At 61.6% G+C, this 14,679-nt stretch carries 14 protein-coding genes; 7 read left to right on the forward strand and 7 right to left on the reverse strand.

The window, feature by feature from the left end; genetic code table 11:
- Positions 1-58: 58 nt before the first annotated feature.
- Both C4J88_RS03335 and rimI read left to right on the forward strand, forming a co-directional pair.
- Positions 59-802 (forward strand): energy transducer TonB, encoded by a 744-nt coding sequence (locus tag C4J88_RS03335; RefSeq protein ID WP_124408585.1) that lies wholly within the window; start codon positions 59-61, stop codon positions 800-802.
- Complete coding sequence (gene rimI / locus C4J88_RS03340) at positions 795-1,247, forward strand: ribosomal protein S18-alanine N-acetyltransferase (RefSeq protein WP_124406213.1); 453 nt, start codon at positions 795-797, stop codon at positions 1,245-1,247. The genes C4J88_RS03335 and rimI overlap by 8 nt, the downstream gene beginning before the upstream one ends.
- A 202-nt stretch (positions 1,248-1,449) precedes the next feature.
- On the opposite strand, the gene C4J88_RS03345 is transcribed toward rimI, so the two are convergent.
- Positions 1,450-1,854: a serine kinase/phosphatase gene (locus C4J88_RS03345; RefSeq protein WP_124402998.1), complete on the reverse strand. Its 405-nt coding sequence runs from the start codon at positions 1,852-1,854 to the stop codon at positions 1,450-1,452.
- Positions 1,855-1,993: 139 nt separating this feature from the next.
- On the opposite strand from C4J88_RS03345, the gene can reads away from it, so the two are divergent.
- Positions 1,994-2,638, forward strand: a complete 645-nt coding sequence (can, locus tag C4J88_RS03350; protein ID WP_124361159.1) for a carbonate dehydratase — start codon at positions 1,994-1,996, stop codon at positions 2,636-2,638.
- Positions 2,639-2,736: 98 nt separating this feature from the next.
- Here the strand turns inward: can and C4J88_RS03355 are convergent, their stop codons facing one another.
- Together C4J88_RS03355 and acpA are read right to left on the reverse strand one after the other, a co-directional pair.
- On the reverse strand, positions 2,737-3,906 hold the full coding sequence (locus tag C4J88_RS03355) for a hypothetical protein (RefSeq protein WP_124406214.1): 1,170 nt from the start codon (positions 3,904-3,906) through the stop codon (positions 2,737-2,739).
- Positions 3,907-4,028: 122 nt separating this feature from the next.
- A complete protein-coding gene (acpA, locus tag C4J88_RS03360; protein ID WP_124406215.1) occupies positions 4,029-5,729 on the reverse strand; it encodes an acid phosphatase in 1,701 nt (566 codons plus the stop codon).
- Between the two features lie 156 nt (positions 5,730-5,885).
- Here acpA and C4J88_RS03365 point away from each other — a divergent pair, with 156 nt between their 5' ends.
- Together C4J88_RS03365 and C4J88_RS03370 are read left to right on the forward strand one after the other, a co-directional pair.
- Positions 5,886-6,176, forward strand: coding sequence for a nucleotidyltransferase family protein (locus C4J88_RS03365; protein WP_124406216.1), 291 nt, complete (start codon positions 5,886-5,888; stop codon positions 6,174-6,176).
- The gene (locus C4J88_RS03370) at positions 6,173-6,514 is read left to right on the forward strand and encodes a DUF86 domain-containing protein (RefSeq protein WP_124369490.1); all 342 of its coding nucleotides are present in this window, start codon (positions 6,173-6,175) and stop codon (positions 6,512-6,514) included. Before C4J88_RS03365 ends, C4J88_RS03370 begins: the two co-directional genes overlap by 4 nt.
- Positions 6,515-6,553: 39 nt before the next feature.
- Here C4J88_RS03370 and C4J88_RS03375 read toward each other — a convergent pair whose 3' ends face one another.
- Positions 6,554-7,972 carry a short-chain fatty acid transporter gene (locus tag C4J88_RS03375; RefSeq protein WP_124406217.1) on the reverse strand — a complete coding sequence of 473 codons (1,419 nt, stop codon included), beginning with the start codon at positions 7,970-7,972 and terminating at the stop codon, positions 6,554-6,556.
- Positions 7,973-8,157: 185 nt separating this feature from the next.
- Between C4J88_RS03375 and C4J88_RS03380 the strand changes: the two genes are divergently transcribed.
- Complete coding sequence (locus tag C4J88_RS03380; protein ID WP_124406218.1) at positions 8,158-9,447, forward strand: MFS transporter; 1,290 nt, start codon at positions 8,158-8,160, stop codon at positions 9,445-9,447.
- Positions 9,448-9,594: 147 nt separating this feature from the next.
- Positions 9,595-10,911 (forward strand): PAS domain-containing methyl-accepting chemotaxis protein, encoded by a 1,317-nt coding sequence (locus C4J88_RS03385; RefSeq protein WP_124406219.1) that lies wholly within the window; start codon positions 9,595-9,597, stop codon positions 10,909-10,911.
- Between the two features lie 59 nt (positions 10,912-10,970).
- Here C4J88_RS03385 and C4J88_RS03390 read toward each other — a convergent pair whose 3' ends face one another.
- From C4J88_RS03390 to ggt, 3 genes are all read right to left on the reverse strand, one after another.
- On the reverse strand, positions 10,971-11,207 hold the full coding sequence (locus tag C4J88_RS03390; protein WP_124365727.1) for a hypothetical protein: 237 nt from the start codon (positions 11,205-11,207) through the stop codon (positions 10,971-10,973).
- Between the two features lie 564 nt (positions 11,208-11,771).
- On the reverse strand, positions 11,772-12,581 hold the full coding sequence (locus C4J88_RS03395; protein WP_124365728.1) for an AraC family transcriptional regulator: 810 nt from the start codon (positions 12,579-12,581) through the stop codon (positions 11,772-11,774).
- A 141-nt stretch (positions 12,582-12,722) separates the two neighbouring features.
- The gene (ggt, locus tag C4J88_RS03400) at positions 12,723-14,534 is read right to left on the reverse strand and encodes a gamma-glutamyltransferase (RefSeq protein ID WP_372237999.1); all 1,812 of its coding nucleotides are present in this window, start codon (positions 14,532-14,534) and stop codon (positions 12,723-12,725) included.
- Between the last annotated feature and the right edge of the window lie 145 nt (positions 14,535-14,679).

A 14,679-nucleotide genomic window follows, 5' to 3' on the forward strand; every position in this document is an offset into this window, starting at 1 on the left:
ATCCACAAGTGGCTGAGCTGTGCTTACCGAGTCCCGACGTCGCGCTTACTTGAGCGCCATGCAGGTGGTCAACTGGCTGCCCCGCACCGAACTGCCGTTTGCCGCGCCGTCGCGGCCCGAGCTGTTGCAGGCGCCGGAGCCCTATGAAGCGTTCGCGCCGTCAGGCGAGGAAGCCGCCGCGCCAGTGGCGGTCATCAAGCCTGTGCCCGAAACGCGGCCGACGGTTGCGCGCACGAAGATCGAGGTGCCGCGCCCGTCACCGGTGGTCAAGGCAGTGGTCGCCGAAGACACTGCCCCGGTGGCCAAGGCCCCGGTCGTGCCGCCGCCACGCTTTGCCCTGCAACTGCTGCGCGCCGGGCGTTGCCTGCTGCTGGTGGAATTGCCCACCGGCGAACGTTTCCAGTCGCGCGACCCGGCCTACCTGCTGCTCAAGGACATGCTGCGCGCCGCCGGCCTGCCCGACAGCCCGCAAATTGTCGGCGACCCGGTGCGCTGGCCACTGCTGGTGCGCGGCACCATGGACCAGGGCCCGGACGCCGCGCGGGATTTTGTACAGAGCTTTGTTGCGGCACGCCTGGAAGACGAACCGTGCGTCTGCCTGTGGCTGATCGGCTTGCCAGCCGTGCGCTTTGCCGGTGAGGCGGACGCCGAAGCCTGGTACCGCGAACTGCAGGTTGAAGGCCTGGGTTCGGTATGGGCCCTGCCGGGCCTGGAATTATTAATGGAAGAGCCACAGCGTAAGGCTGATATCTGGCAAGCCATGCGCCGGCTGATGGCGCGCTGGAAAACAACCGATGAGTGAGGCTTTATCCTTCCGCCCGATGACCGAGGCTGACCTCGATGCCGTGCTGAAGATCGAATACGCGGCGTTCAGCCACCCCTGGACCCGGGGCATCTTTCTCGACGGGCTGGGCAAGTACCAGATCTGGCTGATGTTCGAAGGTGAGCAGCAGGTGGGCCATGGCGTGGTGCAGATCATCCTCGATGAGGCGCATCTGCTCAATATCACCGTGAAGCCGGAGAATCAGGGCCGAGGTTTGGGCTTGGCACTGCTCGAGCATCTGATGTCCCGCGCGTATGCGGCCAATGCTCGTGAGTGTTTCCTGGAATTGCGTGACAGCAATACCGGTGCATTCCGCTTGTATGAGCGCTATGGCTTCAACGAGATTGGCCGTCGTCGCGATTACTACCCAGCCGTGGGCGGCCGCGAAGACGCAGTCGTGATGGCCTGCACCCTCATCGATTAAACGCCGAACCCGATGTGTGTGGGAAGGGACAAGCCCTAATAATTGTAGGAGCGAGCTTGCTCGCGAAAAACGTCAACGATAACGCGTGTTTTCTGAATGAACGCGGTACCTGTGAGTTTTTCGCGAGCAAGCTCGCTCCTACAGGGGCAGGGGACCATTTCCGTTTAACTGACGAGCCCCCCACATTTTGACCCGAGTTGGGTCAGCGCTTGCCGTTGAGCGGGTCCAGATCGGCCAACTCGGCCTCATCCAACCCGTTCCCACCGCCAATCTCATCTTCATCGACGATGCTCAGGTCATAATCCGCCGCGCTATCTTCACCTTCCTCCCGTGCATCTCGTGCGCCGTCCTCATGGATCAGCGTTTCCGGGCTCATGTCATCATCGGTCGACTCATGGTCATCCGTCGAAGCCCCGGTCAGCCCGGCCTCGCGTACCCGTTCGTCGGGCATCAGGTGCTCGCGTTCGCCAGGTGGAAGTTCATCGCCGATTTCCGCGGTCTGGTCTTCTTCATCAAAATCCAGCTCGCGCATCGAACCCATGCGGTCTTCGTTATCATCAATGGGTTCGGGCTGCGTAGCGCCGTAGGGACGTCGTGATTCAGTCATGGCCAATCCTCATACTGTGGGGCTTATAGTGTGTGGACAGGCTTTGCGCCGCAAAGATTCAAGCTAATTTGCGCAAGGCGTGACCTGGACGAAGGCTTGTCAGTCACAAAACTGCGCATCATTCCTGAGGCTTTCCCTGATGAACGAACTACAAGACCTGCTAGATAACAACGAACGCTGGGCGGATGCGATCAAACAGGAAGATCCCGAATTCTTCGCCAAGCTCGCCCGCCAGCAAACCCCGGAATACCTGTGGATCGGCTGCTCCGATGCGCGTGTACCGGCCAACGAGATCGTCGGCATGTTGCCCGGTGATCTGTTCGTGCACCGCAACGTGGCCAACGTGGTGCTGCACACCGACCTCAATTGCCTGTCGGTGATCCAGTACGCGGTCGATGTGCTCAAGGTCAAACATATCCTCGTCACCGGCCACTATGGCTGCGGCGGCGTGCGCGCCGCGATGCAGGACCGTCAGTTCGGCCTGATCGACGGCTGGCTGCGCACCATTCGTGATCTCTACTACGAAAACCGCGACGTGTTGGCCCAGTTGCCCACCGAAGAAGAGCGCGTCGACCGCATGTGCGAGTTGAACGTGATTCAGCAGGTGGCCAACGTCGGCCATACCAGCATAGTGCAAAACGCCTGGCACCGCGGGCAGAGCCTGTCGATCCATGGCTGCATCTATGGCATCAAGGACGGCCGCTGGAAGAGCTTGAACACCACCATCAGTGGCTTTGAGCAATTGCCGCCGCAATACCGTCTGCGGCCGTTGGGCGAAGTCTAAGTCCGTTTACGCTCGCGCAAATGGGCGCCGCGCAAGACTCACCGAAGTCAGGGCCGATGGCTACTGTCAAATCTGACAGTAGCCATCCTGGGTGCTCCTCATAGCGCGGGCGGCGCGAGGGTGGGCGTTGGCGCTGCACCGCGCAGTTGCTTCAGCTGGGCCTTGATGGTGGGCGTGGCGCATTTGGCGTTGGCCTGCTCCGGACTCAGGTTGCGCACCGAGGTATAGAACAGTTCGCAGGTCTGCTCCTTGCGCGTGACCTGCCAGGTGTTCATGCACGCCTTGAGCAATACATTCGCGTCGCTGGCGGGTTTCTGGCCCATGCCGGCTTGCCAGCAGGCTGCGCTCAGATCCTGGCCCATCACTTTCAAGCCGGCCTCATCGGCCTTCTGCTCATTGCCGTCATACGTGTCCGGGCTGGCGGCGTACCAGATGTAGCTTGGGTGGTTGGCGCCGAGCACCGAGACCGGCCTGCCCGGCTCCGGGTTGATCTGCGCCAGGCCCAGCACCGCCACCGGTTGCCCGTATTGTTGCTTGATCCAACTGCGCACCGGCGCGCCGAAGGCCACCATCGGCAACGAATCGCTGGGGCGCAGGCTCAGCTCCTTGACCATGCGGGTCTGGTAGTCGGTGAAGTAGCCGTAGACGGCTTCCAGGTCTTTACCCGCATTGGACGGCGCGGCGATGGGGGCGATATCGATGATGGTCTGGTAGGCCGGGGTTTCGCTGGCAGGAATGCCATTGCTGGTGAGCAAGGTCGCCCAGCGGTCGGTGGTGGCCGATTCGAGGTAATCCTGGGCCTGGGTCAGCGAATAATCCGGCGGAAAGTGCAGCAGCTCGATGCTTTTGCGGTTTTCCAGGGCCATACCCAGCGGCAGGAACAAGTACCAGTTATAGGCCCACTTGCCGTCGCTGTTGAGCTGGCTGGCACCTTGGTAAGCCAGGTCGGCGGTATCGAGCAGCGTGGTCAGGGGCTGGCCGTAACCGTCCGGCACGCCGCTGAAAGTTGCCGCGACCTGGCCGTCATGCACCCTGACGCTGACCTTGGCGCGGCTGTAGCCGTCACGTTGCAGGCTCTGGTTCAAATAATGCTCGGCGGTCTGCTCCAGCGTCCAGGGCCGAAAACAGATCACGTTGCAGTTGTTGGGAAACGCGAACAACTGGGTGACACGCTGTGTACTGCCCAACGGCACTTCGATGTCGGCCTGTACGACCGCACTGGCCAGCAGTGCGGCCAGGGTCAAGCACAGCCTGGTCGGTTTGAACATAATTGGTTCCTTGTCAGCGAAAGCCCGTCTGCGCGGGATGAAAGCCCACCCTCACACAGTAGCGGCTGACCGGGAAAACCGCGTGCTAAATCGCCGCGTGTGTCGCGATTGGATAAGTGAACCTACACGCTGAACTGCAAGGTATTGCTCAAATCCCCCATGGGTTTCTGGCCGCGCGCGATCATCGCGGCATCCCTTTGCTTGAGGCCGTCCAGGGTCTCCAGCTGAAACACGCGGGTGATCAAGCGTAGAATCGACGCGGTGTCGTAGAGCGTGTGGTCAACCGTGCCTTTGCGTGCGAACGGCGACACCACCAGGGCCGGAACCCGTGTGCCCGGACCCCAGCGATCGCCCTTGGGCGGTGCCACGTGGTCCCACCAGCCGCCGTTCTCATCGACGGTCACGACCACCACCATGTTGTTCCACTGCGGGCTTTCCTGCAGCAGCTTCAAGGCGCGGACGATATGGCGGTCGCCCGAGGCCACATCGGCATAGCCGGCGTGCATATTCAGGTTGCCCTGGGGCTTGTAGAAGGTCACGGCGGGCAGCTTGCCCGCTTGGGCGTCGGCGAAGAACCTGTTGGTGCTCGACTCATCGCCCAACCCGCCGTCGCGCAGGCGTTTGTCGCGCTCGGCACGGTTCTCGGGGCCCTGCTGCTTGAAGTAATTGAACGGCTGATGGTGGTACTGGAAGTTCGGAATCTTGGGGATACCGCCCGAGTCCTTGAATTGCTCCAGGGTGGCTTGCCAGGCGCCAGCGTACCAGGCCCAGTCGATGTTCTTTTTCGAGAGCTTGTCGCCAATGTGTTCATGGGTTTGCGGCACCAGCACATTGGGCAGGTCCGGTTTGGCGTAGTCCGGGTTCTGCGGGTCGCGGATCCAGGTCGGCCAGTAGGGCGGAGCCAGCGTGTTGACGGCGTACCCGTCCGGCGTCAAGGCGCTGGGGCCGAACTGCGGCGGGCCGGCCATGGCGCTGGCCGGCGAGGTGTCCAAGGGCTTGAGGCGCGTGTCGGCGGGGTCATCGCTTTGCAGCGTGGCGATCTGCGCCTTGGCCACCGATTGCGCGGCATTCGGGTAGATCGGTGCCGTGGCGCTGATCAGGTACTGATGGTTGAGGAACGAGCCACCAAACGCACCCTGGAAAAAGTTATCGCACAGCACAAATTCTTTGGCCACGTCCCACAGGCGCAGCGAATAGCGGCTCTGGGCGTAATGGCCCATCACCAGGCCACCGGAATCGCCCCAGGCAACGAAACCGTCATTCTTGCCGCCGTTGATCTGCATCTGGTTCTGGTAGAACACATGCCACAAGTCACGGGTCACCAGGCTCAGCGGTAAGTCCTGCGCATCCGGGCCCTTGAGGGCGAACGGGGCGTTGGGCAGGTTCTCCTGGAATTGCACGGCGCTCGGGTAGGTCACGCCATCCACGCTTTGCGGGCCCACCTGCAACACGCCGCCCCAGGTCGGGGGGAGGGTGGCCAATACGCTGCCATCGCGGTCGCGTTGTTGAACGTCAGCCACCGAAAGCGCCGAGAGAGGTTTCTCCAGCCCGGGGAAGTCTGCAAACAGATTGTTGAAGCTGCGGTTCTCGGCGTAGATCACTACGACGGTTTTCACATTGTCGCGCAAGGCTTTATCCAGCTCCTGCGAGGTGAGTGGGCGCGGCATCGGTTTTCCCGGTGCTTCGCCGGTATTGCCGCACGCACTCAAGGTCGCGCCCACGCCCAGTACCGCCGCGCCCCCGAGGAAGCGTCGGCGGCTGCTGTCAACCGGCGGTTGGCCTAGCGAATCCGTGGAAGGGCGGTCTACGTGCTCGTCACTCATTGCGCGGGAGTCCTTGGGGAGGTGTTGCAAGATGTTTCGCAGGACGGTAGCAATGGAATGTGACGGAACAAAGACAGACCTATGATGAGTGGGCCGTGTCTACACCGCATAAGCGCTGCTAGACTGGCCTCCTGACACAGGCCGTCGAGGTGAACCGTGAAACCATCAATTGCACTTGATCTACAAAGAGCCGCTGTTAGAGAAGTGGTCGGGCGTTTTCGTATATCAAATCCGAGGGTGTTTGGGTCTGTATTACTAGGGACCGATCACGATGGCAGTGACCTGGACTTGCTGGTCGACGCGCCGCCGGGAACGACGCTTTTTGATCTCGGTGGGTTGCAGGTAGAGCTTGAAAGCTTGCTGGGCGTCAATGTGGATCTGCTGACCCCTGGTGATTTGCCTGTGAAGTTTCGCGCGAAGGTGTTGGCTGAGGCTCGTCCGGTATGACGGAAAATCGCCTTGGGGATTATCTGGAACACATCAAGCAGGCTTGCACTGACGCGATTACCTTTGTTGAGGGGTTAAGCAAAGAAGAGTTCTTGGAGGACAGGCGAACGCAACAAGCAGTGGTCATGAGCCTGATCATCATTGGTGAGGCGTCGACGAAAATCATGGACCGGCACCCCGACTTCGCTACAGAACATTCATATATTCCCTGGCGCAATATGCGCGCGATGCGCAATCGAATTGCTCACGGTTACTTCGATATCAACTTCGATGTCGTTTGGGACACGATACAAAGCGCATTGCCCGATTTGCTGGAGCGCCTTCCCCCCACTGAATGACCGCGCCTACTGTAATAGCAGGTACGGTCGGTCGCTATTTTATGGCATCACCGGCGGCAAATACGTCAACGTCGTCCCCAACGCCCACAGCAAGAACAACACCAACGGCGTGTGCACCAGCAATTGCACGAACGAAAACCCGATCAAATCCCGCGCCTTCAGCCCCAACACGCCCAGCAACGGCAGCATATAGAACGGGTTGATCAAGTTCGGCAGCGCTTCGGCCGCGTTGTAGATCTGTACCGCCCAGCCCAGGTGATACTGCAAGTCATTGGCCACTTGCATCACGTAAGGCGCTTCGATGATCCACTTGCCGCCGCCGGAGGGGATGAAGAAGCCCAGCACTGCGGAGTACACGCCCATCAGCAGGGCGTAGGTGTCGTGGGACGCGATGGAGGTGAAGAACAGCGAGATATGGTGCGCCAGGGTCTGGCCGTCGCCGCCTTTGACCGCGGTCATCAGCGCCGCGATCGAGCCGTACAGCGGGAACTGGATCAGCACGCCCGTGGTGGTCGGCACGGCGCGGGCCACGGCATCGAGGAAGCTGCGCGGGCGCCAGTGCAGGAGCGCGCCGACCATGATGAACAGGAAGTTATAGGTGTTGAGCCCCGAGATGGCGCTGATCGCCGGTTTGGTCGAGAACTCGTGGAACAACCAGCCGGCCGCCAGCAGCGCCAGCAGAATAGTCAGCAACGGGCTGTGCTCCAGCCATTCGCCGGGTCGGGTCGGCGCCTGCGGCTTGGGCAGGTTGAATGCCGGGTCGACACCGCAGGCCTTGGCATCCCGCGCACTGTTCGGGCCTGGCGCGGTGGCGTAGGCGATGATCAGCGACACAATGATCAGCGCCAGCAACAGCACGCCGGATTGCCACAGGAAGATGGTCTCGGTAAATGGGATCATCCCGGTGATCGCCAGGATCGACGGCGGCAAACTGGCCGGGTTGGCCTGCAACTGCGCGGCCGACGACGACAACCCCAGCGCCCATACGGCACCCAGGCCCAGATAGGCCGCAGCGCCAGCGGCGCGGTAGTCCATGCGCAAATCCGTGCGACGGGCCAGCGCACGCACCAGCAAACCGCCGAACACCAGGGACAGGCCCCAGTTGAGCAAGGAGGCCACCATGGAGATCAACGCGACCCAGGCCACTGCCGAGCGGCCGTTCTTCGGGATGCGCGCCAGGCGGTCAATCAGCTTTACCGCAGGCGGCGAACTGGCGACCACATAACCACCGATCACCACAAAGGCCATCTGCATGGTGAACGGGATCAGGCTCCAGAACCCGTCACCAAAGGCTTTGGCGGCTTCGCTGGGCGCAGCGCCCATGCCCAGGGTCGCCACGGCGACGATGATCACGGCAAGCGCGGCGAACACCCAGGAGTCGGGGAACCAGCGCTCGGCGAAGTTGGAGCAACGCAAGGCAAATCGGGCATAGCGGCTTTCTTCGATAGCATCGGCCACGAGTCTTTCCTCTTGTATTTATTATGGGGATGGCAGTTTTTCGGCATGTTCCTCCAAGGTCATTGATTTGGGAATGTAGTTATCTTCATTGATCAATGAGTAAAACAAATATATCCGTCGCGATTGCCATCATCCGGTGCAACTCATAACCTGCACGCCATTTTGTTTGTCTGCCGAGCCCGTACATGACTGCCACCTTTTCGTCACAGGCGCAGCGTTTTTCCCGCTCCGACTACAAAACCCTGGGCCTGGCCGCCCTCGGTGGCGCCTTGGAAATCTACGACTTCATTATCTTCGTGTTCTTCGCGCTCACCCTCAGCCAACTGTTTTTCCCCCCGGAAATGCCCGAGTGGCTACGCCTGCTGCAAAGCTTTGGCATCTTCGTCACCGGCTATCTCGCGCGCCCGCTGGGTGGCATTCTGATGGCGCACTTTGCCGATCACCTGGGACGCAAGCGCGTGTTCAGTCTGAGCATCCTGATGATGGCCTTGCCCTGCCTGCTGATCGGCATCATGCCGACCTACGCGCAAATCGGCTATTTCGCACCGCTGATCCTGCTGGCGCTGCGTGTATTACAAGGCGCCGCGGTGGGCGGTGAAGTGCCCAGCGCCTGGACCTTCGTCGCTGAACACGCCCCGCGCAGCCATCGCGGTTATGCCCTGGGTTTTCTGCAGGCCGGCCTGACGTTCGGCTACTTGCTCGGCGCACTCACCGCCACCTTGCTTGCACAGGTCTTCACCCCGGCCGAGATTCTCGACTACGCCTGGCGCTTGCCCTTCCTGCTCGGCGGCGTATTCGGCGTGATTGGCGTATGGCTGCGCCGCTGGCTCAGCGAAACCCCGGTATTTCTCGAAATGCAGGCCCGCCGCCAGGCGGCTGCCGAACTGCCGCTGCGCACCGTATTGCGCGACCACCGCGCCGTGTTGCTGCCGGCGATGATCCTCACCTGTGTGCTCACGTCGGCGGTGGTGGTCCTCGTTGTCATCACCCCGACCATGATGCAGAAAACCTTCGGCATGAGCCCCAGCCACACTTTCGCCTTGAGCGCGTTGGGAATTGTGTTCCTCAACATCGGCTGCGTGCTGGCTGGCCTGCTGGTCGACCGCATTGGCGCCTGGCGCGCGGTGCTGGTCTACAGCCTGCTGCTGCCGGTGGGGGTGTTTATCCTGTACGCCAGCCTGATCAACGGCGGTATCTGGCTGGGCGCGGCGTATGCCGTGGCCGGCTTGAGCTGCGGGGTGGTGGGCGCGGTGCCGTCGGTGATGGTCGGACTGTTTCCGGCGCAGGTGCGCGTATCGGGAATTTCCTTCACCTACAACATCGCCTATGCGCTGTGGGCGAGCACTACGCCGCTGATGTTGATTGCGTTGATGCCCACTAGTCCGTGGATTTGCGTGGGCTATTGCGTGGTGATGGGGGCGGTGGGGGCGGGGAGCGTGGCGCTGTACGGCAAGCGCCACACCTTGGCGGGCTGAGGTTCAGGTCAGGAAGTGCCAGAGCAACAACGTGCCGACCATCATTGAGAGCGGAATATAGTTCGGCCAATGCCGCAAGCCCTCTTCAGAAAAGGCCAGCTGCGCCGATGCAGGTTAGACACCCACCTCACTTGCCATCGGTGCCCCATGTTCAATACCCGCCTGAAGCAGGAGCTGTCGGCTCTTCGCGAAGAATTGTCGAGCTTGCTCCAGGTTAAAGAGAGCCTGGAAAACGAAATGCTGTGTCTGACGCTCGGTCCTGATGGGCGGGTGGAGTGGGCGAATGCCAACTTCCTGCGGGAACTGGCCTACCCGTTGGGCGAGATTGTGGGGCGGCCGATCGAAGACCTGACGCCGGCCCACATCCGCCAGAACGAATTCCAGTTGCGCTTCAAGCATGCGCTGGCGCGTGGCGAACATTTCGCGGGGGCTGTGCGCCTGATGCGTGGCACTGGCAAAGAGGCGTGGCTACGCTCGATCCTACAGCCGGTGCGCAGTTCGGACGGGCGCCTCCTGCATTTTGCGATGTATTCCAGCGACCTCACGCGCACCATCGAGAGTTCGCGTGAACATGAAAACCTGATCACCGCGCTGATGCGCTCCACTGCGTTGATCGAGTTCGACCTGGACGGGCAGGTGCTCACCGCCAACGACCGCTTTCTCAACGCCATGGGTTACAGCCTGGCGCAGATCGAGGGTAAACATCACCGTATGTTCTGTGAACCGCAGGAATACAACAGCCCTGAGTATCAACAATTCTGGAAGCGCCTGAACGCCGGTGAGTTCGTCGCGTCGCGCTTCAAACGCGTAGACAGTCATGGCCGCCCGGTATGGTTGGAAGCCACCTATAACCCGGTGCGTGACGCCAATGATCGGCTGTACAAAGTGGTCAAGTTCGCCACGGTGATCACCGACCAGGTCAACCGCGAGCTTGCGGTGGCCGAGGCCGCCAACATTGCCTACAGCACCTCCCGGCAAACCGATGACAGCGCCCAGCGCGGCACCACCGTGGTGACCCAGGCGGTGGAGGTGATGCGTGACCTGGCCCAGCATATGCAACGGGCCGGCGAAGGTATCGAGGCGTTAAACGCCCAGTCCCAGGTGATCGGCAGCATCGTCAAGACCATCAGCGGCATCGCTGAACAGACCAACCTGCTGGCGCTCAACGCGGCCATTGAAGCCGCACGGGCCGGTGAGCAGGGACGTGGCTTTGCGGTGGTGGCCGATGAGGTGCGGCAATTGGCTTCTCGGACCAGCAAAGCCACCGAAGAAATTGTCGGTGTCGTGCGTCAGAACCAGGACATGGCCCGCGACGCAGTAGCCTTGATGGTCGGCGGCCGCCAGCAAGCCGAACAAGGCCTGGCGCTGGCGGCGGAAGCGGGCACGGTGATCGTGGAGATTCAGGATGGCGCGCAAAAAGTGGTGAGCGCCGTCGGGCAATTTGCCAACCAACTGACGAACTGACTGATTAGGGTTTCTCCCTCAAAAGCACGCTCCAGCTCCACATTCGGTTCGTGGTGTTTTCAGGTACGCGGCATGCAGTCGATGGTGCGATTTAGCACGGTCTTGGCGATCTCCAGCAAATGCCACACGGCGTGGATCTTGGCTCGGTCGTGGGGTTGCAGATGGTCGCAACAGTCCCATACGGTTGCCGATGCGCTATGGATCAGATGGGAAATATAAAGTTGGGCGTCTTCGAAGCTGAGCTCTTCATTGACGACGAGGCAATCCATGGGTGGATCGGGAAGTGCTTTGGTCATGGTGTGGCTCCTATTGAACAAGGGAGCGACCACCAACGCTGCTAAACGTAGGGTGGCAGCTGTACGCGGGTTAGCAGACCGGTCAATAGGAAACCAGCGCACCCGAAGGTGCCCCACGCACAGCCGCCATAATGCAGTGTGAACGTGTGCCTATTGAACTCAGGCTGCTAAACCCGATCACTGAAATTCAGTGACGGACCGAAGACTAGCCATCGATTCCAACAGGCACAAGGCGGCGGGGATTGTCTCGGAAACGTCCTGCAATTTAAAGGGACACGGCTTGCTGGCCCTTTACAAACCATGACCAAATGCCAGCAACGCCACCTTATCCAAAGTGTGGGAGGGGGCTTGCTCCCGATAGCGGTGCGTCAGCCAGCCTAACTGGCGCTGATACACCGCCATCGGGAGCAAGCCCCCTCCCACATTTTTGAATGCATTCCAAGTCAAGATCGTTCCCACGCTCCTGCGTGGGAATGCAGCCCGTGACGCTCCGCGTCACCTGTGCGCTGGCGGGACGCGGAGCGTCCCAGGAGGCATTCCCACGCAGAGCGCGGGAACGATTAATCAGCGCCCGAGCATCTTCACCCACCGCGACGGCGGCATGCCGTAGGCGCTGCGAAATTGCCGGGTCATGTGGCTTTGGTCGGTGAAGCCGGCGGTCATTGCCGCATCCACCAGTGGCAGGCCCTGGGCCAACAATTGGCGCACCAGGTCCAAGCGACGCATGGTCAGGTAGCGGTAGGGGCTGGTGCCGAACAGCAGACGGAAATCCCGTGACAATGCCCAGCGGTCGCGCTCGGCGTGCTCGGCCATTTCATCCAGGGTGATGCTGCGGCCCAGGGCGCTGTGGATAAATTCCCGGGCGCGCTCAGCGGCGATGTAGTCAAAGGATTTGCGGTTGGCGATTGCGCCGCACGCCTCGCTCAGCGCCTGGGCCAGGTCGAACATCGCGTCCTGCTCCTGCATCGGGTCGATCGGGCAATCCAGGCTTTGCAGCAGCACTTCGCTGGCGCGATGCAGCCGAGGGTCGGTGGACACACCGCCGGGTATGAAGGGCAACGGCTTACCGCCGAGGATCTGCTGGATCAGCGCCGGCTGCACATAAATCATCCGGTATTTGAAGCCTTCCGTGCTGCCAGCGCGGCCGTCATGGACTTCATCAGGGTGAATGACCATGGTGGTGCCGGGCAAGCTGTGGGTCATGCCGCCGCGATAATGAAAACTCTGCACGCCGAACAACGTGCGGCCGATGGCGTAAGTGTCATGGCGATGGGGGTCGAACGCAAAGCCGGCAAAGTACGCCTCGATACGGTCCAGGCCGCTGGCGTGCGGGGCGCGGTGCAGCCAGTCGAGGGTGTGGGTAGGGTTGCCCATGGTGACTTGTCACAAAAGGAGGTGGAAACACGTTAACCCAGTCTGTATGCCTTGTCTGCCGAGGTCTTGTACGATCGTGCAGAGGCTGGCGAGCCTTGGCAGGAAGCCTTGCTTTCAACTCGCCGCGCCACACAGGGCGGGTCAATCGCCCAGTGCTTCGCCTTCGCGCCGTGGGTCTGCACCGCCGCTGAGTGACACCTTGCCCTGAGCATCCCGTGTGCGAACGATCGCCTGGACGCCGCTGGTCATCTCGATCTCGCTCAGCGCATGGCCCTTGCTCTTCAATGCCTGCTTCACGCCCGGGCTGAACAACCCGGCTTCCAGTTCGGTGGCGCCGTTGCGGCTACCGAAATTGGGCAGGCTGATCGCAGCTTGCGGGTCGAGTTTCCAATCGAGCATGGCCACCAGTGATTTGCTCACGTACTCGATGATCTGCGAGCCGCCCGGCGAACCCACCGTGGCCAGCAATTCACCGCTCTGACGATCGAACACCAGCGTCGGTGCCATGGCCGAACGCGGACGCTTGCCGGGCTGCACGCGGTTGGCGACGGGCTGGCCGTTTTCTTGGGCAATGAACGAGAAGTCGGTCATCTGGTTATTGAGCAAAAAGCCCTGCACCATCACATGGGAGCCGAACGCTGCTTCCACTGTGGTGGTCATCGAAACGGCGCCGCCCTGGTCATCCACGGCCACCACTTGTGAGGTGGAGATGCGCAGCGGCGAACGGTCTGGCGCGTAGGCTACCCGGATGCCCGCCGGTTGGCCTGGCTTGGCCACGCCCATGCTGCGTTCACCGATCAGTGCGGCGCGCTGGGCCAGGTAATCAGGGGCGATGAGACCTGCGACCGGCACCGGCGTAAAGTCCGCATCGGCCACGTAAAGTGCACGGTCAGCGAAGGCCAGGCGCCCGGCTTCAGCGATCAGGTGCACGGCCTCGGGCGTCGGTTCAAGCCCGGCGGGCGAGGTGCTCCGGATTGGCGTCATCGGCGCGATGGCCAGGCGTGGATCGCGGGTCTCCAACGCTTGCAACGTCCCGAGGATTTGCGCAACGGCGATCCCACCCGACGATGGCGGCGGCATGCCACACACCTTCCAGTGTTTGTAGTCGGTACACAGCGGTGTGCGCTCTTTGGCGGCGTAGCCCGTAAGGTCGGCCTGAGTCAGGCTGCCAGCATTGCGATTGCCTTGCACCTTGCGCGCGATCTCATCGGCAATCGAGCCGTGATACAGCGCATCCGGCCCTTCCTTGGCGATGCGTTTGAACACCTTCGCCAGCGCCGGGTTCTTCAACAGCGTGCCGGTGGCTTTTGGCGACCCATCGGCGTTCAGAAAGTAAGCGGCCATGTCCGGCGATTGCGCGATAAAGCGGTCGGCCGCGATCAAGCTGTGCAAGCGCGGGGAAATCGCGAAACCCTGTTCGGACAAACGAATCGCCGGTTCGAACAGCTTGGCCCATTGCAGATGGCCGTGCTGCTTGTGCGCCATTTCCAGTGCCCGCAATACCCCTGGCGTGCCCACCGAGCGCCCGCCAATTTGCGCATCGGTGAATGCCATCGGCGTACCGTCGGCGTTCAGGAACAACCGTTCTGTCGCCCCGGCCGGGGCGGTTTCACGGCCATCATAGGCGTGCACGTTTGCGCCGTCCCACAGCATGATAAAGGCGCCTCCGCCGATGCCGGAGGACTGCGGTTCCACCAGCGTCAGCACCGCTTGCATGGCGATCGCCGCATCGATTGCCGAGCCGCCCTGGCGCAACATCTCGCGCCCGGCTTCGGCGGCCAGCGGGTTGGCGGCGGCGGCCATATGACGTTCGGCGTGGCGGGGGGTGAGGTCGGTGCGATAGCCCGAACCCAGCTCCGGGGCGGGCGGTGGTTCATTGATTGCGGTGTGGCAGCCGGCCAGGGCGAGGGTGGTGGCAACTATTGCCAGTTGACGGCGGGAAATAAAAAGCACGCGCTGAACTCCGTTCATCTTGAGAATGATCTGGTCTTCCTGTCGGCAGACTTTAACGCACGAAAGACGGGGAAGGGCGGTCGGGCTGTTTTTTCTGGCTGAGCCCGTCGAGGCCTGGTTTTATTTCGCGACGCTGGAACCAAAG

The sequence above is a fragment of the Pseudomonas sp. R4-39-08 genome, from assembly GCF_003852275.1.
Classification (GTDB): domain Bacteria; phylum Pseudomonadota; class Gammaproteobacteria; order Pseudomonadales; family Pseudomonadaceae; genus Aquipseudomonas.

Bases quoted from the DNA above. Each gene is read 5' to 3' on its own strand.
- C4J88_RS03335 (WP_124408585.1), top strand. From the start codon at position 59: ATGCAGGTGGTCAACTGGCTGCCCCGCACCGAACTGCCGTTTGCCGCG.
- rimI (WP_124406213.1), top strand. From the start codon at position 795: ATGAGTGAGGCTTTATCCTTCCGCCCGATGACCGAGGCTGACCTCGAT.
- C4J88_RS03345 (WP_124402998.1), bottom strand. From the start codon at position 1,854: ATGACTGAATCACGACGTCCCTACGGCGCTACGCAGCCCGAACCCATT.
- can (WP_124361159.1), top strand. From the start codon at position 1,994: ATGAACGAACTACAAGACCTGCTAGATAACAACGAACGCTGGGCGGAT.
- C4J88_RS03355 (WP_124406214.1), bottom strand. From the start codon at position 3,906: ATGTTCAAACCGACCAGGCTGTGCTTGACCCTGGCCGCACTGCTGGCC.
- acpA (WP_124406215.1), bottom strand. From the start codon at position 5,729: ATGAGTGACGAGCACGTAGACCGCCCTTCCACGGATTCGCTAGGCCAA.
- C4J88_RS03370 (WP_124369490.1), top strand. From the start codon at position 6,173: ATGACGGAAAATCGCCTTGGGGATTATCTGGAACACATCAAGCAGGCT.
- C4J88_RS03380 (WP_124406218.1), top strand. From the start codon at position 8,158: ATGACTGCCACCTTTTCGTCACAGGCGCAGCGTTTTTCCCGCTCCGAC.
- C4J88_RS03385 (WP_124406219.1), top strand. From the start codon at position 9,595: ATGTTCAATACCCGCCTGAAGCAGGAGCTGTCGGCTCTTCGCGAAGAA.
- C4J88_RS03390 (WP_124365727.1), bottom strand. From the start codon at position 11,207: ATGACCAAAGCACTTCCCGATCCACCCATGGATTGCCTCGTCGTCAAT.
- C4J88_RS03395 (WP_124365728.1), bottom strand. From the start codon at position 12,581: ATGGGCAACCCTACCCACACCCTCGACTGGCTGCACCGCGCCCCGCAC.